General features: G+C 58.4%; 21 protein-coding genes. 5 read left to right on the top strand and 16 right to left on the bottom strand.

Translation table 11 applies throughout. The features are described from left to right. The 3 genes from ACK8OE_RS19230 to ACK8OE_RS19220 all read right to left on the bottom strand — a co-directional run bounded on the left by ACK8OE_RS19230 (position 1) and on the right by ACK8OE_RS19220 (position 6186). Positions 1-2508, bottom strand: a complete 2508-nt coding sequence (locus tag ACK8OE_RS19230) for a beta-galactosidase (RefSeq protein WP_410273940.1) — start codon at positions 2506-2508, stop codon at positions 1-3. A gap of 98 nt (positions 2509-2606) precedes the next feature. Further along, positions 2607-5333: a TonB-dependent receptor gene (locus ACK8OE_RS19225; RefSeq protein WP_410273939.1), complete on the bottom strand. Its 2727-nt coding sequence runs from the start codon at positions 5331-5333 to the stop codon at positions 2607-2609. A 217-nt stretch (positions 5334-5550) separates the two neighbouring features. After that, positions 5551-6186 (bottom strand): hypothetical protein, encoded by a 636-nt coding sequence (locus ACK8OE_RS19220; protein ID WP_410273938.1) that lies wholly within the window; start codon positions 6184-6186, stop codon positions 5551-5553. Positions 6187-6520: 334 nt separating this feature from the next. Here ACK8OE_RS19220 and ACK8OE_RS19215 point away from each other — a divergent pair, with 334 nt between their 5' ends. Next, positions 6521-6736: a hypothetical protein gene (locus ACK8OE_RS19215; protein WP_410273937.1), complete on the top strand. Its 216-nt coding sequence runs from the start codon at positions 6521-6523 to the stop codon at positions 6734-6736. Here the strand turns inward: ACK8OE_RS19215 and ACK8OE_RS19210 are convergent. From ACK8OE_RS19210 to ACK8OE_RS19195, 4 genes are all read right to left on the bottom strand, one after another. Beyond that, on the bottom strand, positions 6733-7095 hold the full coding sequence (locus tag ACK8OE_RS19210) for a helix-turn-helix domain-containing protein (protein WP_410273936.1): 363 nt from the start codon (positions 7093-7095) through the stop codon (positions 6733-6735). The genes ACK8OE_RS19215 and ACK8OE_RS19210 overlap by 4 nt on opposite strands. A gap of 106 nt (positions 7096-7201) precedes the next feature. Next, a complete protein-coding gene (locus ACK8OE_RS19205; protein ID WP_410273935.1) occupies positions 7202-7912 on the bottom strand; it encodes a relaxase/mobilization nuclease domain-containing protein in 711 nt (236 codons plus the stop codon). Positions 7913-8136: 224 nt separating this feature from the next. After that, positions 8137-8703 carry a hypothetical protein gene (locus ACK8OE_RS19200; RefSeq protein WP_410273934.1) on the bottom strand — a complete coding sequence of 189 codons (567 nt, stop codon included), beginning with the start codon at positions 8701-8703 and terminating at the stop codon, positions 8137-8139. A gap of 283 nt (positions 8704-8986) precedes the next feature. Then, positions 8987-9262 carry a hypothetical protein gene (locus ACK8OE_RS19195; protein ID WP_410273933.1) on the bottom strand — a complete coding sequence of 92 codons (276 nt, stop codon included), beginning with the start codon at positions 9260-9262 and terminating at the stop codon, positions 8987-8989. A 268-nt stretch (positions 9263-9530) separates the two neighbouring features. On the opposite strand from ACK8OE_RS19195, the gene ACK8OE_RS19190 reads away from it, so the two are divergent. Then, positions 9531-10256, top strand: coding sequence for a hypothetical protein (locus ACK8OE_RS19190; protein WP_410273932.1), 726 nt, complete (start codon positions 9531-9533; stop codon positions 10254-10256). Here the strand turns inward: ACK8OE_RS19190 and ACK8OE_RS19185 are convergent. From ACK8OE_RS19185 to ACK8OE_RS19170, 4 genes are all read right to left on the bottom strand, one after another. Then, positions 10245-10610, bottom strand: coding sequence for a DUF6915 family protein (locus ACK8OE_RS19185; protein ID WP_410273931.1), 366 nt, complete (start codon positions 10608-10610; stop codon positions 10245-10247). The two genes, ACK8OE_RS19190 and ACK8OE_RS19185, sit on opposite strands and share 12 nt — an antisense overlap. A gap of 12 nt (positions 10611-10622) precedes the next feature. Continuing rightward, entirely contained in the window at positions 10623-11087 is a 465-nt protein-coding gene (locus tag ACK8OE_RS19180; protein ID WP_410273930.1) for a DUF6878 family protein, read from the bottom strand. Positions 11088-11190: 103 nt separating this feature from the next. Further along, complete coding sequence (locus ACK8OE_RS19175; protein ID WP_410273929.1) at positions 11191-11586, bottom strand: single-stranded DNA-binding protein; 396 nt, start codon at positions 11584-11586, stop codon at positions 11191-11193. A 311-nt stretch (positions 11587-11897) separates the two neighbouring features. Further along, positions 11898-12191: a hypothetical protein gene (locus tag ACK8OE_RS19170; RefSeq protein ID WP_410273928.1), complete on the bottom strand. Its 294-nt coding sequence runs from the start codon at positions 12189-12191 to the stop codon at positions 11898-11900. Positions 12192-12698: 507 nt separating this feature from the next. Here ACK8OE_RS19170 and ACK8OE_RS19165 point away from each other — a divergent pair. Continuing rightward, entirely contained in the window at positions 12699-13625 is a 927-nt protein-coding gene (locus ACK8OE_RS19165) for a hypothetical protein (protein ID WP_410273927.1), read from the top strand. A 70-nt stretch (positions 13626-13695) separates the two neighbouring features. Here ACK8OE_RS19165 and ACK8OE_RS19160 read toward each other — a convergent pair whose 3' ends face one another. Next, positions 13696-14751 (bottom strand): antirestriction protein, encoded by a 1056-nt coding sequence (locus tag ACK8OE_RS19160; RefSeq protein WP_410273926.1) that lies wholly within the window; start codon positions 14749-14751, stop codon positions 13696-13698. A gap of 8 nt (positions 14752-14759) precedes the next feature. Continuing rightward, complete coding sequence (locus ACK8OE_RS19155; protein ID WP_410273925.1) at positions 14760-15275, bottom strand: hypothetical protein; 516 nt, start codon at positions 15273-15275, stop codon at positions 14760-14762. A 236-nt stretch (positions 15276-15511) separates the two neighbouring features. On the opposite strand from ACK8OE_RS19155, the gene ACK8OE_RS19150 reads away from it, so the two are divergent. Further along, positions 15512-16006, top strand: a complete 495-nt coding sequence (locus tag ACK8OE_RS19150; RefSeq protein WP_410273924.1) for a hypothetical protein — start codon at positions 15512-15514, stop codon at positions 16004-16006. Here ACK8OE_RS19150 and ACK8OE_RS19145 read toward each other — a convergent pair. Beyond that, a complete protein-coding gene (locus tag ACK8OE_RS19145; RefSeq protein WP_410273923.1) occupies positions 15993-16472 on the bottom strand; it encodes a hypothetical protein in 480 nt (159 codons plus the stop codon). The two genes, ACK8OE_RS19150 and ACK8OE_RS19145, sit on opposite strands and share 14 nt — an antisense overlap. 99 nt (positions 16473-16571) lie before the next feature. Continuing rightward, positions 16572-18092, bottom strand: a complete 1521-nt coding sequence (locus tag ACK8OE_RS19140) for a hypothetical protein (RefSeq protein WP_410273922.1) — start codon at positions 18090-18092, stop codon at positions 16572-16574. Positions 18093-18351: 259 nt separating this feature from the next. On the opposite strand from ACK8OE_RS19140, the gene ACK8OE_RS19135 reads away from it, so the two are divergent. Then, entirely contained in the window at positions 18352-18711 is a 360-nt protein-coding gene (locus ACK8OE_RS19135; RefSeq protein ID WP_410273921.1) for a hypothetical protein, read from the top strand. Here ACK8OE_RS19135 and ACK8OE_RS19130 read toward each other — a convergent pair. Further along, a partial coding sequence (locus ACK8OE_RS19130) for a hypothetical protein (RefSeq protein WP_410273920.1) occupies positions 18708-18986 on the bottom strand: 279 nt, incomplete at its 5' end. The two genes, ACK8OE_RS19135 and ACK8OE_RS19130, sit on opposite strands and share 4 nt — an antisense overlap.

Below are 18986 nucleotides of genomic sequence, written 5' to 3'. Positions count from 1 at the left end.
TTATTTCTTCCGCTTCTTGGCTGGTGCGACTGGTGCCGTGTCGAGCGTCAATTCGTACTCGGGAACCACCTTGATCGATTTGACCTCAGCGACCTGCTCCTGACCCTTTGGCAGTTTCGAACGGAACTCATCGTCGATATAGACCTGAGCATCGGAGCGGAACGGCAGAATGGTAAGCGTCAAAGGCTTCTGAGCCTCGGCTTTGAAGCGCTTCAGCCCTATCCGCCACGTCGGCCCGTACCAGAAATCATCGTCGAGCAACTTCACGTCACTAAACAGCCGGGCCACGTCGCCTTGATAGTCGATCTCGAGGAAGGCATCGCTCACACCGTCAAGGGCCTTCGGGTCGACGCTGACCTCCCAGGCGGCAGACCTGCCGAACAGCTCCGGCGCTGGCTGTAGCGCTGCATTGGCCAGCCCGCCGATTTTCAGCGGCGGGACCTCCTGTGCATCCCGCACCTTCGTCAGCGTTACGGTCGGCGTCTTGGCGACCGCTTGCGCTTCGAACACCTGGAACAGTCCCTCTTTGCTTTGCGTCAGAGACAAGGTGCTCTTCGGTGCCGCGGCCAGAGGCGGATAGACGGCGAGACGGAACTTGTTATCGTTCTTCGAACGAACCGTCAGCTTGCTGCCGTTCGTAAAGGCGAAGTCGCTCGAGATTATCAGGCGCTTGGCACCGGCAAAGTCGAGAAGTGTCGCGTTTTTCGCGTCCTCCTCAGACAGGACGACAACCGAGATCTTGCCCTTAGCGTTGCTGAAGGACAAAGCGTTCACCAGGCCCGGCTTGATACCGGTAATGATGGTGCGGCTGCCCACCTTCTTCACGGTACCGCCAGGCGCGTCGAGGCCGTTGAGATCCCCATCGAAGGCCAGCTCCGGGACGATCCCCTTTTCGGCAATGAAGACGAATTTCGTTTCGGTCGATGTCTGAAGGCGGGTTAGCGGTTGCGCCGTGGCCCACGCCAGATTGGTGCCGTCAATGTCGAAGTTGAACGGCCAGATGAAGTGTGCGCCGGTCGGGACAGTTACGGCTTCGCTGGGGAACGAGAGCGTACCCGACGGGAGCTTGACGTTGAAGCGCACGTCCTTCTGCTCAGCCATATCGTGCTGACGGACATAGTTGTTGAAGAATATGAAGCCGCCTTCACCCTTCGAGCGCACACTGAAGCGCGGGGTTTGGAGATCACCCTGGCTGGCGGGTTCCTTGGCCGGGCGATGCACAACCATCGGGGCGAGTCGTTCACCGAAACTGTGCAGGAACATGTGGTAGGGCCGAATGGTGTTCAACACCGGATGGGTGTCGCCGTACTGGCCAAAGGGTGCCTGGAAGTCGTAGTTCACGATCTGCATGTCGTTGTAGGCGCCCAGCAGTGCGTTCTCTTCAAGGGTGGTGTAGCCCTCGGGGTTACGGCCGCCGTGGTACATGTAATAGCCATAAAGGTTCGCACCCGAGCCGAGTTGAACCGGAAGCATGGCACCGATGTCGTCGGGACGCATATAGGGCCGCCGACGATACATGATTGGCACACCGCCACCATATTCGGCGCCAAGGAACGGCGTATCCTTCATGTCTTCTACGGCGGTTCCTGCGGTGGCGGCCCGCGTCTGTGCACCGACGTCACCGGCGACGCGGTTATCAAAACGGAAGCTGTAGACTTCTTTGGGTGGAAGCATATCGGCCGTCAGGCCCCAGGGCTCATCGGCGTAGCCCGCGAATACCGGGACCACTTCGCCACGCGGATAAATCGCGCCGTCCCAACCGGTCACAGTATAATACGGCACATCGAAACCGTGCTTGCGGGCAATCTCTTTCAACGCGGAGATATGCTCTGCACCGCGCCCCGGGCCAAAGAGATTATATTCGTTTTCGAGTTGGATCGCGATGATCGGACCGCCGTCCTTGAAGAACTGGCCCTTCACCTCTGCGGCAAGCTTTGTCCAGTAGCGATCAACATACTTGAGGTAGGTCGGGTCGTTGCGGCGGGTCGGCATGGCATTGACAACCCAGTCCGGGGTGCCGCCGAACCGGACCTCGCCGTGCGCCCACGGCCCGATACGAAGCACGACCTTCATGTCATGCTTTTGCGCGAGTTGCAAAAACTGACGCAGGTTGCGATCGCCCTTGAAGTTGAACTCGCCGGCGCGTTCCTCGTGATGGTTCCACACCACATAGGTCGCAATCGCATCGAGGCCAGACGCCTTCATTTTCAGTATTTGCTCTTCCCAGTATTGCGGCGGGAAGCGCGTGTAATGGAATTCGCCCATGACTGGCAGCCACGGCTTTCCGTCCTTTACGAGGTAGAGGTTATTGATGCCGAAGCTGTGCCCTTTCCCGTCGGTCGCGGTTCCCGTTTTCAAATGTTCGGAGCGTATAGCGGGGGGCTGCACCGTAGCGTCGACATCAAGCGTCGCCGCAAAGGTTGAGGTTGAGACCGCGACAGACGCAAAAGCCAGAAGCAATGCTTTGAAAGTGGGGCCACGGCGGGGGGAATGGTGGATCGACATCATTAGCCTCGTCGGTTGTGTTATTGAAAAAAAGGTCGGCAGAAGGCTCTGCCGACCTGGTACGGCTTTAGAAAAGGGAGAAAAGCCAGTTACGGGAACACTTACAGTACGCGCTTATAGGAAACCCCCAGCCAATACCGGCGGCCGAAGAGTTCATAACGGCCGGAACGGTCTTCGTAGCCGCTATAGGTTTGGAACGGATCGTTGGTCAGGTTGTTCGCCTGGAACGTGACCGCGACGCCCTTCAAAGGTGTGTCTTCCGGGAAGTTGTAAGACGCAAAGAAGTCTACGAGGGCGTCCGAGCGGTTGAATGTGATCTTGTTCTGACCGCCGATATTGCCGGCATAGGCATCGCGGTAACGATACGCGATCCGGGCTTCGAAGCCACTCTTGTAGTAATAGATGCCCGCATTGCCGACATTCTTGGACAGGCCAGGAAGCGGAATGTTAGAAATCGGGTTGGCTGCCTCATTCACCGAGACATCGCTATCGGTGTAAGAGTAGTTGCCGAAGAAGCCGAGACCATCGAACGGCGCTGGCAGGAAGCTAAAGGCTTGCTGGTAGGCCAGCTCCACGCCCTTGACCACGCCGCCTTCGCCGTTGATAGGCTTTTCGCGCGTGCCGAAGACGGGGACGCCGTTTACAATAGCAGAGACGTCGAGGATTTCCGAGACGATAAAGCTCTTAAGATCCTTGTAGAAAAGCGACACAGTGAGTGCCGTATCCTTGGTGAAGTAACGCTCCCAGGCCAGATCGACTTGCGTTGCGCGGTAGGGATCAAGATCCGGGTTACCGGCATAGGCGGAATAGGTGGCATAGTTATAGGTGCGCTCAGTCACCGACAGCAGATCGAGCGGGGCACGTGCCATAGCCTTCGATGCGCCAAAGCGGATCTGGTTGCCCGGGCCAAGGATCAGGGTCAGGTTCAGGTTCGGCAGCACATCGGTGAACTCTTTCGAGAAGTTCTGCGGAGTGCGGGTAATGACCCCATTGTTGTCGACAATCAGCTCACCGAGGCTCTGGGTCTTCGTTCTGACGACACGGACGCCAATGTTCCCGTTTAGATCGTAGCCAAAGAGGTTGGTACCGATATTGCCTTGAACGTAGAAGGACTTGGTGTCTTCGATCACCTTCCAGTCCGTCGGCCCTTTCTGAGTCTGGATGCCGCCGTACGATGCGACCAGGCCCGGAATGTCGATATTCATGGCATCCGGATAGCCGGCGAAGTCACCGTCGAAATGAATAGGATCGAGGATAAACTGCGCCGGTACGGGCGTCGACGTGTCATAGGCCGTCGGCATGCCGTAGAAGTTGTTGTACGAGTTGAAGGCGAACAGGGTCTGGTTGACCTCCGAGCTGCCTTTTGTACGATCGGTAACACGCGCGCCGACGAGCAGTTGGTTGAAGATGCCGAATTCGACATCCTTGGAGTAATCCGCCGAGAAGGTCGCCATCTCGTCATTGGTGTAGGTCGTCTCCACCGTCCCCGAACCGAGGACATTGGTGAATCGGTCGGTCAATGGCCGATCGAACCCGAGACGCGGTGCCGTGTCGGCTTCCGACTTCCAGAATACCGTATAACCGAAGTTGTTCGGGCCACCCGGTGGCGAGAAGAACCACTGGTCACCCGACGGCACTGTACGCAGATGGACATAGTCAGCGACGCGATCAGCGTTCGAGTACCCGCCGTCGAGCGTGAATGACCAGTCGCCACCGCGCCATACGGCATTCAAACCACCCGACCACACCTTGTCCTCGAACTCGTAGCTGGAGTTCGAGTTGGACGGCAGCAGGCCGTAGTTTGAACTGTGCGCCCAGTTGGTCCAGCCGGTTGTCGACGTCATGCCGTTGTTGGTCACCGTGCCGGTTCCAGACAGCCAGTTGCCGTAGGGCATGCCGTCGACTTCGAAGCCCTTTTGCTCCTCTGCATAGTGAAGTTTGGAGTAGAACAGGTCACCGACCAGCTCAAACGTCTCGTTAGGGCGATATTGGAATGTACCGAGTGCGCCGAAACGCTTGTCAGAACCTTGACGCTCAAGGGCGCTGAAGCCGAACGGCACTTCATCGTTCGCGCTACCGTCCCCGTTCAGGTCCATGAACGAGTTAGTGTAGGGATAGATGTCCGCGCGCTTGGTCGTAACGGGCTCGTCGCGGCCCGTAATGCCGATAGCCACACCCAGTTTTCCATCGAGAAAATGGTCGATGTAAGATGCGCTGCCGAGCCAACCCGACTCCTTGGCGTCGTTAATATTCCGCGCCAGATCGCTGTACTCGCCCTTCACGGCGACGTTAAGCTGAGGGTCTTTGATCGCCAGAGGCCGTACGGTCTTCATGTCGACCTGGCCGGCGATGGCGCCTTCAGCCTGCGCGGCCGACGGTGACTTATAGACATAGGCGCCGGTGATGAGCTCAGACGGGTAGGACTCATAGCGCACGTTGCGCGAGGCTTCCGCCGAAGCCTGTTCGCGGCCGTTGATGAGCGTGTTTGTGAACTCCGCGCCCATACCGCGGATGTTGATCGAGCTGGCATTTCCACGGTCACGGTTAGCTGCCAGACCTGGCAGACGCGAGAGGGACTCAGCGATCGAAAGGTCCGGCAGCTTGCCGATATCTTCGGACGCCAGCACTTCGACGATCTTGTCGGCTTTCTGCTTATTTTGCAGCGCCGTGCGCAACGAGCGCTTCGTCCCGACGACGACGACTTCAGTTTCATCGCTCGCGACCGGGACCTGCGCACTCGCCGAAGCGTCCTGAGCGGATACTTGCGTTGCCGCGACAAGCGTAATGAAGCTGGCAGCACCAAGCCATAGGGCTTTCTGGGTAGTCATACATCCTCTCCTGAAGGGAAGCATTATCGTTGGCCGAACTCTAAGCACATTTATATTACCAGAACTAGAGCCAAAATGCCACATATGTCAGTTTTCATCCGATTTCAAATACGATTTTGACATGATTGTTATTTTTAAAGATGAACAATCCGTTGCCATCCGGCGCTGCACTTTTCGAGATCGCAGAAGGCGCGACCGCCACGATTTTCACGTCCGGTCAGCATAGGAGCGATTGCAGCGTATCCGACGCGACCGCCGCACGAGGCACAAAACCACGCACCCGATCCTGTCCAACAACAATGACACGTCCGGGCATTGCGATGACATCTTGATAGTCATACGTGACTGCAACGACAGCATACCCACTTGCAGCGAGGGCGCGAGCTTCACCCGCACGGGTATGTGGACAGGCTTCACCTGATGTCAGGTCGAGGAGCCTGATGTCGCAACCACTAAAGACGTCCTTGCTAGGGTCACGCCGGGTTGCCTTAACTGACGGTTTATCCAAGGCATAAAGCCGTCGCCGATAACGGTTCGCCGCCATGTGAGCCCAGCCCTGAAGCGAACCCAGCGCGAAGCGGACCTCACGCGAACCACTCTTTATATATAAGCTTCCCGACGCCCCCGCATCTTGGCCGCTAAATAGGCTAAGCAGGTCTCGGATTCCCGATCCCTCGCAACCGAAAACGGTGATGACCTCCCCCCGGCGGATAAAAAAAGAGGTCGGATGCTCGATGGCGTTGGTCACCAGATTATTGGCGGAAAAGACGATCTCAGCCGTCGCGTCGAAGCCACGTCGGCCACTATCTGAGGTCGCGCTATCAAAAGCGCTCGGGTGCGCTGACTGTTCCATTTGCCTTCCCTGTCCGCTGTTCTCGCGTCGAGCTTTTCGCTTCTACGTTGGCCATTCTATAATCTGGACACAAAGAGTCAAATCTAATATTATAAATGATACCAATGAGAGTTCTACCCTTCCCTAAAACGATAAAATCGAGTTAATCTAGGCCCCCAAACACAGCTCACACTTGCAATTAGTTTATTTCGGCGGCAAGGTGGTATAATGTTGCAATGAGAAAGCATATCGTTCTCAAGAAGCAATAATTGGCAGGCAACGCCTAAGCACCCCCAATGGCACAGGGGCAGGCAATTGCCGTATGAACTTGGCTGTTTGTGGAGAATGTCTGCGTATGACTGACCAGCAAGACGCTATAGTCGAGCATTCGCTCGGCTTACTCGAGAAAACGATAGAGCTTCTTCAAAAGAACGGACTTCCCGATTACGCTGGCTTTATCGCTACCGCTTTCCAGAACTGCCTCGACACCTATATCAGTGAACAGGGCAACGGCCTTCGGGACATCCTGACAAATCACGGGCGACCCAAGCCGCCCACCGATGAAAGCTAGTTTGCGCTTTCAGAATCCTTCAGTGCGCGGATAAGCTTCATAACAGCGTCTTGGTGGCCTTGGGATAACGATTGAAATTCACGCGACAGCCGAATGCCCGCCGCCGATTCAAAAAAACCGGCGCTGTCCATCGTTGCGTCTTCCACCCCACTCTCGTCTACCGGACGGAAGAACCGACTCATTGGCACTTTTAAGAAGCTCGCCACGGCGTACAACCTGTTGGCGGTTATACGGTTTGAGCCATCTTCATATTTCTGAAGTTGTTGGGGCGAAATGCCGATAACCTCGGCAAGCTCCGACGGGCCGACACCGACCGCCTTCCGGATAGACCTGATCTGCGCACCAATGGATACGTCCATCGGGTCCCGCTCTTGGTCCGCCACTCTGCCTCCGCCAAATTATCCTGCCCTGAATCGCGCAGCTTGCCCCAAACTATCCCGTGAGGGAGAGCGTGGCAACCTGCACCTAAAGGCCCCGCCCCTTATCCCGAGAGAAGCGGGACGTCAACGCCTCAGCCAGCCGCCGGTCCTCCCGATCCTCGGATCGTGACAGTGCAGACAGCACCGCCTCGAAAGCGGGATCAGCGCGTTGAGGCGTGACCCTTGGGCTCATGGTAACGCCCGATCGCGACGCAGCCTTAATGACACCTATCGCCACACCTTGTATGCCCTGCTGTCGGAGACGCCGCGGTGTCGCGGTCGCTTCAATGCCGTGTTCTCCAAGATGGCGCGCGAACGACTCTCGCCAAATCTGGAGATCGGCCTTTCGGGGATTGAGCCTCACCCCGTCATGCGACCTGGCTTTTACGACCAAATGCACATGTGGATGTTTCGCCGGCTTGGGGTCAGGGTCTGTGTCGAAGGTGTGCAGCGCCATCGCATATTGATGATCTGGAAAAAGCTCCGAGGCAAAGTCCCGCGCCGCCCGCTTCAATGACTGTTCATTCGTTCCCTCGGGCATCGAAAGCACTATGTTGAAGGCTTCACGGAAATGCCCGTCCTCGGGCACCGGGTATCCCCCGTTCTGCCAGCTGTCGCGCAAATCCGAGACATCACGTCGGCTCTGCGTAACGAGGCCATCCTGATCCTCCAGCTCAATTTCCCCGTTGCGGGAAATGTAATCCAGATGCGCCTTGATCTGACGCATGCCGTTGCCCCCACCGGAAATCTTGACCATGACCTCCGGTACGCGACGCACTACAGCGCGCAGTTTGCCCCGCACACTAGCAGCTTGGGCGTCCGCCCCTATCGTTCCCCGCCCGGCCTTCGCACGTTCCATTTTCGAAGCACGCGGTAGACCGGTCGGCCCCCGTTCGATCTGCCCGGAGCGTCGCCGGATAACCTTGAGATCGAACGCTAGATCATCCCATTCGGCCAGCAAGGCGTCCACCGCACCTCGCTTCATCGGACCGTCCACCGTTCAAGACTACTCGCCATCAGGCGCGACACCTTCGTGGTATGGCCCGATATCTCTCGACGCATTTGGTCGATCGTCATCACCTCAGGCACTTCGGACGAGCGGCCGGACAAGACGAGATTGAGCTGATGCAGCTGGCGCGAGAGAGTCGAAAGACGCAGGTTGGATTCCGCCAGAGCATCAAGTTCTGCAGCACCAAACTGGGGGGTATTTGTGAGGCGGGCCCGGATGACTGCCGCCAGCCACTTCGGTACGGAGAAGCCCTCACTTTCCGCAAGCACTTTCGCCCGGAAAAGCTCCGAAGGTGTCAGCGCAATTTCCCGTCGTTCAGTCGGACGCTCTGGCGAGTGCACCCTAACCGAGGTTGCAGATATCGCCTTCGCCTTACTCCGCGAGCGAACCGTGCTGCGGACAAGTTCGCGCATGGCGGAAGTCGGTTTGACGCCTTTTTCGGCGCACCATTTCAACCAGGGTTCACGACAATCGAGGAGGTCGACGGCGAAAAGGCCTGATCGCTTCTGAGGTTTAGGTTTGCGGGGTTCGGGGGACATTATAAACCATCGCTGTGGTTGATCCTTGCATCAACCACAGTAATACATTTTCCGGCGAAAGCCTATCCTGCATCTAGCCAATTTCGACACACTGAATCACGTTTTTGGCATTGAATCTTACTGAAAAAAGCGTGCCGGCACCACGCTCGCGCGGAGACATGCCGGCACTCCGCTGCCCACCAATCGGGGCGGGTGGGCGGGAAAAAAAGACGCGCGTCCGCAAAAGGCGCGCGACCGTCCAGACCCTCGAAGATGCCTCTCGGGAGCAGCAAAATAGCCCCGGTCATCGACCAGGGCCCGCATACACAAATGTCGCCGGAAGCTCAAAACGCCCCGTCTCCCTGAAGTTCTTTTCCATCGCATCAACCATCGCGTCCAGTTCTGAAACATCGTGCCTTTCGCCAATGACTTCGTAAGAGTCGCGCTCCGGTAACCCCATGGCGCGCTCGTCCGCCAAGATTTCGATGAGGTCGATATCTGTGTTTACAAAGTCGAGCGCCTCACGCTGCTCGGCTTCCCATGCGGCCATTTCGTTTTCAAACTCACCATCGATAAACATGCAAATCGTCTCCTCTGCGGCATCATTGCCGTCCGCAGAGAAGCTGATCGGGGTCCCCACCAGTCACCGAGTAAGCCCCGTCTCCGGGGCGAAGCGAGGGGAACGGCAACGCCGTTGACTTGTGGGGTGATCAGCTACGATGGCGGCGCAATGAGGCTAAGAGAGGGTGGCGAGCGACCAGCTCGCCACGCCCTCAAGACAGGCCCCAGCCCCAACCGTTTGGTGTGCCCTTTGGAATCGGATAGAACTCTCAACACGAGGGGATCGCATGACTGCAAAAACACCAAATTTCACAAAGCTGGCCTGGCGGGAAACGCTATCCGAAGTAAAGCTGACATCTCCGGTTGCGATGATCCTTACACTCGGCTCTGCCGCCACGACTATCGCGGTCACCTACGTTATGACCCGTTCAGTGGCGATTTCAGCGATCTGCAGTCTGGCGCTCCTTGCAGCGATGATTGTCGTGCTCTTCTTGTGGAAGCTGATCAGCCTTCCCCGACGGCTGCTCGCCGAAGAAATGCAGAAGACAGACCAGCTTACCCGGGCAGCAAACACGGCCTCGGCTTCCCCACCTGCTCCACACGATATGGAGCTGTTTAGGAAATTCACCCTTCTCATTACGGACAATGACGTGAACTTTTTCGGCGGCCATCATTTTGGCGATGACATACCGAAGTCTCGTCTCGTCAGCGCGCGCGAGTTTTATTCCATCTGGGACAAGCCCCAGTACGAATTCGTTGCACCGGACATGAATGCCCGTTTTGACGAAGTGAAAGCCTCGGTTGCAGATCTATGCAACGCCATAATGAAAAATACGATGACGAACCGCCTTCGCCCCGATTGCCTCACCGTCCGCCACGACGGTGACCCGTATGGCGAGTCCGACCGAACAAAGGAAGAGACAAAGGAGATGAACGCGGCCGCCACGCGTTTTGTTGAAACGGTGAAGGCCTTCCACCGGTTCGCACTCGAACGCGGCTTCCTATTCGGCTGAGACCGCAAAGGGATCGACGATTTTGTGAAGAGGCTGCGCCCGGCCCATCCAGGGCCGGGGCCGGATTTCCCGGACCCAATCGGCAAAGGAGGGGATGAATCCGAGGTCCTCGATCACATGCTGCTCCCCGATCAGACGCACGGGCACGATGCGTCCCGTCGAAAGCGTAAGCGTGGCACCGAAGAACCGCTCCAGCATAAAGATGCCTTCGGCATGATGGCGAAGCGCCCGATGACGGAAGTCAGCCGTGATGGACTTCGATTCATCGAACCATTGGTGCAGCGACAGGAACTCGCTGGCTTCCCCTCCCCACTTGCGAGCTGAGGAAACCGCATGATGATAACAATGTCCCATGCCCGCCCCCCCCTAAAGCTGATGTTCGCTGTAGTCGCTTGAGGTATAGCGGGCATTGAATTGCAACCTCGCCTCCCCGGCTTCGACATCGAACTGTAGTTCACCATAGGCACCGTCGTTGTTCTCCCAGCCGCCCTCATAGTGTTCGAGCGCATCATAGGTCACCTGTTCGAGGGCATCACGAAGAGAACAGGCATCGGCTATGGCGGTCGTCGTAAGGTCGTACGGGATTGTGTAGATGATGATCTGAGTGTCCGGCAGCGCCAACTCGGCCTCGCCCGGGCCGATGACTTCAATCTCCTCGATCTGGCCGCCGTCCCCCTGACCGTCGAATGAGACCTGAACCCGCGCAATGCCGCCGGCAGCGAGCGCGGCCAGTACGGCGGATTTATTGAACGCCATATAGTCCTGCCAGGTGGCCACGCCCCCTTCGGCAATCAGCGGCGCCGGGACTGGCGCAATAGTATTTTCCGTCATCGGTGTCTCTCCTTTCAAGATCAAAGACACCGACGCCTCCCCTCTCGTGCTTCTTTCCCGAAACATCGAAAAAAGACCCGGCCGAAGCCGGGTCGTGCGATACTCAGAATGGGATTTCGTCATCGAGATCGTCGGGTGCAGATCCACCCTGGCTCTCGTCCTTCGGCTTCTTCGAGATGTTGAAGCGGATGTCGTGGGCGAAGACTTCGACCGAAAGCCCCTTTGAGCCATCATTGCGTTCGAACGCCTTCTGCGCCAACGCCCCGGTGATGATGAGCTGGTCACCCTTGTTGATATTGTCCTCGATCAGACGGATCAGGTGGGCTCCCGTGGCCTTGACGGCATACCAATCAGTTTCCTCGACAGCCTCGCCCTTGGCGCGGAAGCGGCGGCTGACCGCCACTGAGAAGCTGGCGATCTGGCGACCGTCCGGAAATGTGCGAACGGCATCGATGCGACCGACATTGCCAACGAGGGTGATATAAGCGGCAGTAGACATGAGATCCTCCTTCATGATGACCCGTGGGGCCAATCCCCTTGGGCTTGCGAGCTGCGCCCGCAAATCATGCGTACAACCCCGCCCGCCGTCCAAGGCGGTCCGCACCCGCAGGGCCGAAACGCAGTGAAGGAGGGCTTGCCCTTGTGGACCGTCGCGGCGGGAGAAATTTGTGCGTGTGATTGCGGTCGCGGCTCTCACCGGGATGGCCAGGGTTTGAAAGGGGGGCTGATGCGCCGCCCAACCCTCGCCAATGTCCCGCCGGCACCGTAGCTCTTCGTCCCCCGCCAAAACGCCAAAGAAAGAAAGGCGGGTTACCCCGCCCGCCACGCCTTCAGCCAGCGCTTGAAAGCGACACGCCGCCGCTTGGCCTCAACCCAGCGCTTTCGTGATATCCGCCGGATCACGAGACTGCTCGTGTTCTCACGTAAATGCCGCCGGACAAAACAGGCTGCCTCTTGCGGCCTATGCAACTGACGCAACTCCCCGATGGTGGCCTCGTACAGAGCCATCGCCAAAACAGACTTCTCGAAGTCGCGCACTTCCCAGCATGGGCAGGTTTCGCCCGCAATCTCGATTTCGAACGCAAACCCACGGGTTTCAAACATACGTCCAATAAGGTGGGGAACTCCTAACATTGCCAATATCCTTGTCTGGCGTGAACGAAGTCCCTCCTTCCCCGTCGGGGCCTCGATCGGTCACCACAGCGGCGCGTTGGCGGCGCGGCGGGGAACGGCCGGCCGTTGACGGATCGGGGTGACGGGTAGGATTGCGATTTCGATGACGCCCCTCAATCCGCGTGCATCGCCCGGCGGGAGCGGCGATGCGGCCTTCCAAGCGATCCGCGCGGAAGCACACCTCCTGTGGGCGGTGCTCCTTATGGCGCCCTCCAGCGCGTCCGGCGTTGCGGCAACTTGCCCGAAAAAATGATCGCGATCGGACTATTCAAATACGCGTTTCAAGCGTATGGTCTGGGCAGCGGCTTATCCGGCCGTGCCGTCCACAATGGCGAAGCTCAACGAGCAGGTGTTGCATACAATTGACCCATCTGACCTTTTCTCAAGGTGCACCTGGGCGAAGTGGACACGTTCAATTCCGCACCGAGGAAAGTACAAATGCGTCTGAATTTCATAGACTCTTCACGGCCGAAGAAGGCCGCACAAAAGCTCAGCAAGTTCCTGCCGGGCGTTTCACTTTCGCGCGCTCAGCAAGCCGTCGCCCGCGCCGCGGGCTATTCGAGCTGGTACGAGCTCGAACATGGCTTGCAAGGCGAAACCCTGCCGCCCCCTGATCCCGCCGTTGATGCGGGTCTCGTGGCCATCGCTCAACAGATCGGCATTATCAGTGCTTTCACCGAGCGTCCGCAAGGCGATGTCCTCTACGCGCTATCGAAGACGCATCTCAATGGCGGCCGCCCCTGGACCTTAGAAGAACACCTGGCCTTACGCTTGCGGTTATGGAGAGAGGCAGGCGTACTGCATTCCAGACCCCACGAAGCGGGCGCAGTCGTGCGCGTGACGGGCAACGGTCGTGAAGAAATCGGCATCCTCTTGACCTATGGCGGCCCTTCGCGCGCGATGCTCGACGCCGGCCCGGCGCATCGCGCGGATTTCGAAATCAAGTGGCCCGAACATCCCCTACCCGATTTCCTTCCAGCCTATCTCTGGCTCCCTTACGGTTACTGGGTACTCGAAGATAAATCGATTGTGGTCTTCGGCCGCGAATATATGCCGCTCTGGCACATTCACGCGGACGGCGTCACACGCCTGCCGCCCTGGCTGTGGATCGACACGATCGTCGAAGAAAAGCGCTTCGCTGATAACACGCCGCTCTCCTACATTGACCCCGTAGTTCGCCGGAAGGCGATGGCATGGCTCGAAGACCATGGCGTGACGGGCCTGCCCATGCTCGCTGAAACCCTGCCGGACTTCATTATCGAGGATCACCAGTCGACGATTCAGGATGCCGTCTACGCCCTTCGGCAACGAACGACAGGGCCCGACCCCGTCGGACCGTGGCACGTACCGGGCAATTATAAGTAAGGCCAAAACAGAAAGAAAAGGCGGCAGGTTCGTTCGAACCTGCCGCCTTTTCTAAATTAACGCCCACATCTCAATCGATCGCGCCGAAGATCAGATCGGCCTCCGGGTGCTCCATGGCATATTCATAGAGCCGCTCGTACCCTTCAGCCAGTTCGCGCGGCGCCCCCGGTGAAAACGACAGGTGGGACAGCGCGAACATCGTCGTGACGATGCCTGCAGCCTGCGGCGTCAAAGTGCCGCTGAACCCGTTGCCCCAACCGTAGACGTCGCAGGGTTCAAACCGCTTAGGCGCTAAAAACCGTGCACCGTTACTGACCTCGAAGAAGTCCCAGAAGCCGCCACGATAGTCGCGGCAGAGCTCTTCCATAAAACTGTAAACAGCCATTTCGCCGCGCAGATACCAGGACCCGAACAGCTTCGGCAGGAAGTTTGCTCGGTCATCGAGCGCGACCTCGACGACGGTTAAAGGGTCGACGGGATTATCGGTCATGACAGGCTCCTTTTCAGAATTGAGGGATGCCTGCCCGTCCCTTTCCTCTTCTTTCGCTGCCGGGTTCAGTTGATAGTCCCGTCCGGCAAGGCCAAAGCGATAGAGGCTACCCGTCTCCAGCGACCGGTAGACGAGGTTTCGCCGGAACGCCGCCCGCGTCGCCTGAAACCGCGTCACCGACGCACCGTCCCGGAACGTCACGGGCTCGGCCAAAACCACGATGTCGCCTTCTTTCGGTCGTGGCCGTCTTTGTTTTTCGCGGGCCATCGCCAGATTTGCCCGGCAGTCCGCCCGCCATCCAATGGCGTATTCATAGTCGGTAGGTGTCAGGAGATCGAGGATCGCGGCGGGGCACCGTCTCTCGTAGGGACCGACTGTCTCGTCCATATCCTTAGAGGCAAAGATGTAGCCGTCCTTTGCTTTCGGTGTGTAGCGGAACAGGCATATCACGGCGAAAACGCTGCGTACGCCGTCGGCTGTCAGCACGCGCTCGACGGCCGCGTAGTAGACCCGCCCAACGACAGACGAACGAAGCACCTGATTGTCGGCCTCTTCATTCGACCAGGTGAATTGCGCATCGAGATAGGCCTTGGGTGTGCGATGCCCCGACAGGCTCATCACAGATAACCATCCCATGACCGCCCCTACCCTTCGATGCCCAGGTCTGCGAACTGCGCCTCAAGCCAGGTATCGGTTGAGATCCAGCGTATGACGTTGGCGGTGATGAAGGCGGCAAATCCGCCAAAGCCGTCGATGCGCATCTTGGTGCAAGTATGGGCGCCGCAGACGGTCACATAGGTCAGGGCAGGCGAGCGGCGAACAACATCCTGCAGGATCACGGTGTAGGCTAGCTCATCCAGATGAGCGTCGAAATCGAGAACCGCATATGCGTCCTCACCCTCGTCAGCTATCTTTGCCAGCCAAAGGTCGATAGCGGGTCGAAGCTGGCTCTCGAAACCTACGCTGGCGGCGACGGCTTTACGCAAATCACCGATATTGAGTTCGACATCGCTGGTGTAGCTTTGCTCAAAGAAGCAATAGAGACCTTCGCCGTTGATTTCGGTCTGGATCATTGCGTCGAGCAGCAAACGCTCAAGCGGACTTACACCGGCCAGTGGCAGGTCGGGCTGGATAACGGCGGTGGAATGATAGTCGGCCATGATGGGCGCTCCTTCAAAAAATGAATGCGACCGGCCCGGCCCCTTCTCCCTTCTTTCTTCACGTCTTGTAACAGCGGCGAAGCGCCGATTCATTTTCCATCCCGGTATGTGAGACTTTTCAGACCGTTAAAAGCAAAGACGCGTCGATGCCTCCCGCGGGCCCCATAGGCGGGTTAACCACCCTTGGTCGGGAATTCCTAACCGTACTGCGGCACGCTGAGGGCGTGGAGGTGCGGATGGGATACTCAACGAGCGCGCGACTGGTATTCATGGCGAATGCGGACCTGCGCCTGATGGTCATCCGTCCGATCGGCCGCCTGCCCGCGACTGAATTGCTCGACCAGATGTTCGAGAAACTCGCAGAGGTCGAAACCCCCTGGCACTATGATCGCGCCGTGGATTTGCGTCGGTTCGAGGGCGAATTGACCAGCTTCGAAAGCGACGCGCTTGCGCGCCGCTGGAAGACCCTTCGCGGCAAAAACCGCTCCTTCGCGCATGTGGCACTGATCAGGCTCGATGCCTGTCGCCGTCTGCACGAGCCTGGGCCACTGCCGGGCTTTCCCGACGAAACCCTATGTCGCTTCACGTCGTACAATGAAGCCTATGGCTGGCTGACGGCGGGAGATCGCCACCACTACCTCAACCAGTTGGCCAACAGCCACTCGACCCGATCGACGCGTCAGCGGCCGCACCCGGGCGCCCATCGGATCGACGACCTTATTGACGGGTAACACGGGCCGGATCGAGGCCATCAAGTAGGTTCTGGTGTCCCAGCGCCTTCAGATTTTCCAACATGGCGGCCTTTTCGGCGGAATTGGGCACATAGGTCTGGAAATTCCGGGTTAGGCTCGGGTCGCTGAGAACCGGTAGAGGCACGTCCTCGCCGAAAGCACTCACGCCCAAGTAATGACTATCGGTACCGGACTTGGCGCGAAGCACGGGGATGTCCTCGATTTTCAGATGGGCGGCCGCGCTACTTAAGCGGTCAATGCCTCTGGCATTGCAAAGCCAGGCGAAATCCTGTCGATCGAGCCAGAGCGTTATCTTCTTGAGCCCGGCCATTCGCGCCAGTTCGAGGCTCTTCAACAATCGGGCTTCGACACGAGACACCGGCGTACCGTCGAGCGTCTGCGCGGACTGGGCGCAGAGGATCTCTACCAGCAGCTCAAACGGCAAGGGGCGCGGAAACGGTGGCATGCCGACAGAATGAAGGGCTTGTGTCTCAAGTCAAGGCGCTCAGATCTCGCAACGGGATCGGGCTCGCCGGATAGCAACCGCCACCGACAGAGAAAGCGCCTAAGCGACACATCGCAAATCCATCGGCCGCGTGAACTGGCGATCCAGTTCGCTGAGACGAAGGCCCTCTTCAACCACCAAACGCAGTGCGGCCTCGAGCTCCTCGGCTGGAGCGCCTTTGACCTTTGCATAACTCGCGCGCAACGCGATCCAGGCACGCGCCTGCGCCATCCCCTTTACCCGGCGACTTAAATAGCTGTCGCTCCACGATACGACCTCACTAAAATGCCTCTGGAAGGCCTCCACCTCATCCGCGACGGCCATATTCTCATGGCCAATTTTAACAAGCGTGGGCACGTCGACATCCAGGGCCTGGTGGGGCGCTGACTCGCACACTGACCTGTACTGTTCGATGGTAAAAAACAGGCTGTCGCACGACAGTTCGGAAGCGGCCTGCTTCACCCTCGTTTTCATATCCGCGCATTCTCCACAGACGAAATGCGTCTCCCGGTGCGTGACCCGATCCTCGGCGACCCCTTCGGACCTATTAAACACTCTGTCGAAGACATACTCATAATGACGCGTGATGTGTCCCGTCCATTTTCTGTCCTTGTTGCCGCGGCGGATGATCTCGACTTTCGAGCGGTCGCAGATCGGGCAAGTCCAGTCTTCCGGCACAAGTACCCAGGTCTCCGACAATGTACTTGGCGTAAAGGCCGCAATCTCTTCCGCCGAGGGTATCTCAACCTTGCGACGGCGGGCGGTCGTACGCTTCCTGACGCCATCGGTTGGCGTCGAGGCCCGGCCGAAGGCCGACAAGTCTTTCGCGAAGGCCATATGTACTTCGGGTGCATAAAGCGCGCAGGTGCGTGAAAGTTGCCCCTCGACGGTCAGGGCGTTGGCACCGGCGAAATCAAGGCCATTGCTTTTTTCCTGGCGTAAGCCGCCGTTCGCCAGTCGGTCGGCAAGTTTCCCGAACATCGCGGTGCGAAGTTCGAAATCGACCGCGACGCTATCGAAAACTCTCCTCACGGCTGGTAAATCAAGCGAGTGGGGTTGGTGAGGCCTCACCTTGATAAATTGCCCGATCTCGACCGGCGAAAAGCTAAAATGCCGCGGTAGTCCGAGAGCAGCTTTTGCGCTGCCGTCGGCTGTATTGCAGTCTTCGCAAACGATGCTCTCGTCGAAGCGGCGCAGCGCACGTGACAGGCGGAACACTTCGCGGTGTGGATAGTCGGGCGAGCGTTTCGCGTCGGGCCCGAGGCGAACCTTCATCAGGGTGGTGAGATGATCCTGAAGATGATCGTGGTGCTTGTGCAGGTGGGCTGTCAGAACCTCGCCGGCGGTCACACGGAATATCTCAGCTTTTACTCTCTGGCAGGCCGGGCATCTCCAGCCTCTGGGTGTGGCCGCCCAAGGCTCGTTTAGATCAAGCTTTTCAGTTTTGAACTGCGCCATGGCGGCGCGGGTCTGCTCACTCCACGCCCCGTCTCTAAAAGGAAACATGCGCTCGCGCTGATCGACCGTGAGCTCTGCCAGCGCCGGCAGACGAAACATATGCTCTGTCTTGCCCTCACCCATACCCGCTCTCTCTCCGTCCGAATCGCCGAAGTCTACCATCAGAAACCGGGCTGCCAAAAATTGTCAGCATGCCCGACAACTGACTGTGAGGCATGGCGTGAGATCAGGAGATCGCGCGCCCCGCGTTAGGGATCGAGCCCGAAGGGTGGAGACCCGGCACGGGGCTCCATCGCAGACGACGAGCCCGGCGGCGCAACCGCGACGCAACGCCCGCGCTTTACGCTTTCCGCCACGCGCGATTCACCCTAACCCGCAGCACATGGACCTCGACTTCGATAAGCTCAAAATCGCAACCGCTGCCATTCACCGTACCGTGGAGGGCCTGAACGCCCTTCCGGGCCCATTGGTGGGTGGGCAGGCGGCGGCGGCTGGTACCTTGAGGTCGATCCATAACCGCCTCGCTACCCTGGTCGATGTCTGGACCGAACGCGGCCTCAACCAAAGCGAACGCGCCGAACCTGGCCGCGCCGCTCTATCTATCAAATGGCTGATGGAGGACGACTGGGTCGCAAGCGGGTTCAACAACCTGCCCATCCCCAGTCTCGACGGCCAGTCCCTGGTTGACTATCGCGAAGGCATGCGCACCCTGTATGATCTGGTGATCGACGCAGGGGCTTAGCTATCCGCCGGCTTGGTCAACAGAAACCTAAGCCATTGGACAACCCGCTCAATCGGCGCTTCGTTGCCAAGTGACCCGGTGAACGCGGGATAGACCCGAGGATAGGCTTCCATTCCGTAGTGTCTTAGCAGCGTCTTTGCTGAGGAGGGTAACTTCGCGGTCGTCAACAGCACGAGAAGCGGCTCACTAGGTGTGCGACCCGGCATGACAAAATGCCAGTCGAGATCGATGGCGACGCCCAAAAAGGCGCGAGCGATGTTCAGGTCAAGGGTCGA

Source organism: Asticcacaulis sp. W401b, assembly GCF_046503825.1.
Lineage (GTDB): Bacteria > Pseudomonadota > Alphaproteobacteria > Caulobacterales > Caulobacteraceae > Asticcacaulis.
This window is presented reverse-complemented; position numbering and strand designations above follow the sequence as displayed.

Coding starts and splice junctions, on each gene's coding strand:
- ACK8OE_RS19230 (WP_410273940.1), bottom strand. CDS start 2,508: ATGATGTCGATCCACCATTCCCCCCGCCGTGGCCCCACTTTCAAAGCA.
- ACK8OE_RS19225 (WP_410273939.1), bottom strand. CDS start 5,333: ATGACTACCCAGAAAGCCCTATGGCTTGGTGCTGCCAGCTTCATTACG.
- ACK8OE_RS19220 (WP_410273938.1), bottom strand. CDS start 6,186: ATGGAACAGTCAGCGCACCCGAGCGCTTTTGATAGCGCGACCTCAGAT.
- ACK8OE_RS19215 (WP_410273937.1), top strand. CDS start 6,521: ATGACTGACCAGCAAGACGCTATAGTCGAGCATTCGCTCGGCTTACTC.
- ACK8OE_RS19210 (WP_410273936.1), bottom strand. CDS start 7,095: ATGGACGTATCCATTGGTGCGCAGATCAGGTCTATCCGGAAGGCGGTC.
- ACK8OE_RS19205 (WP_410273935.1), bottom strand. CDS start 7,912: ATGGTCAAGATTTCCGGTGGGGGCAACGGCATGCGTCAGATCAAGGCG.
- ACK8OE_RS19200 (WP_410273934.1), bottom strand. CDS start 8,703: ATGTCCCCCGAACCCCGCAAACCTAAACCTCAGAAGCGATCAGGCCTT.
- ACK8OE_RS19195 (WP_410273933.1), bottom strand. CDS start 9,262: ATGTTTATCGATGGTGAGTTTGAAAACGAAATGGCCGCATGGGAAGCC.
- ACK8OE_RS19190 (WP_410273932.1), top strand. CDS start 9,531: ATGACTGCAAAAACACCAAATTTCACAAAGCTGGCCTGGCGGGAAACG.
- ACK8OE_RS19185 (WP_410273931.1), bottom strand. CDS start 10,610: ATGGGACATTGTTATCATCATGCGGTTTCCTCAGCTCGCAAGTGGGGA.
- ACK8OE_RS19180 (WP_410273930.1), bottom strand. CDS start 11,087: ATGACGGAAAATACTATTGCGCCAGTCCCGGCGCCGCTGATTGCCGAA.
- ACK8OE_RS19175 (WP_410273929.1), bottom strand. CDS start 11,586: ATGTCTACTGCCGCTTATATCACCCTCGTTGGCAATGTCGGTCGCATC.
- ACK8OE_RS19170 (WP_410273928.1), bottom strand. CDS start 12,191: ATGTTTGAAACCCGTGGGTTTGCGTTCGAAATCGAGATTGCGGGCGAA.
- ACK8OE_RS19165 (WP_410273927.1), top strand. CDS start 12,699: ATGCGTCTGAATTTCATAGACTCTTCACGGCCGAAGAAGGCCGCACAA.
- ACK8OE_RS19160 (WP_410273926.1), bottom strand. CDS start 14,751: ATGGGATGGTTATCTGTGATGAGCCTGTCGGGGCATCGCACACCCAAG.
- ACK8OE_RS19155 (WP_410273925.1), bottom strand. CDS start 15,275: ATGGCCGACTATCATTCCACCGCCGTTATCCAGCCCGACCTGCCACTG.
- ACK8OE_RS19150 (WP_410273924.1), top strand. CDS start 15,512: ATGGGATACTCAACGAGCGCGCGACTGGTATTCATGGCGAATGCGGAC.
- ACK8OE_RS19145 (WP_410273923.1), bottom strand. CDS start 16,472: ATGCCACCGTTTCCGCGCCCCTTGCCGTTTGAGCTGCTGGTAGAGATC.
- ACK8OE_RS19140 (WP_410273922.1), bottom strand. CDS start 18,092: ATGGGTGAGGGCAAGACAGAGCATATGTTTCGTCTGCCGGCGCTGGCA.
- ACK8OE_RS19135 (WP_410273921.1), top strand. CDS start 18,352: ATGGACCTCGACTTCGATAAGCTCAAAATCGCAACCGCTGCCATTCAC.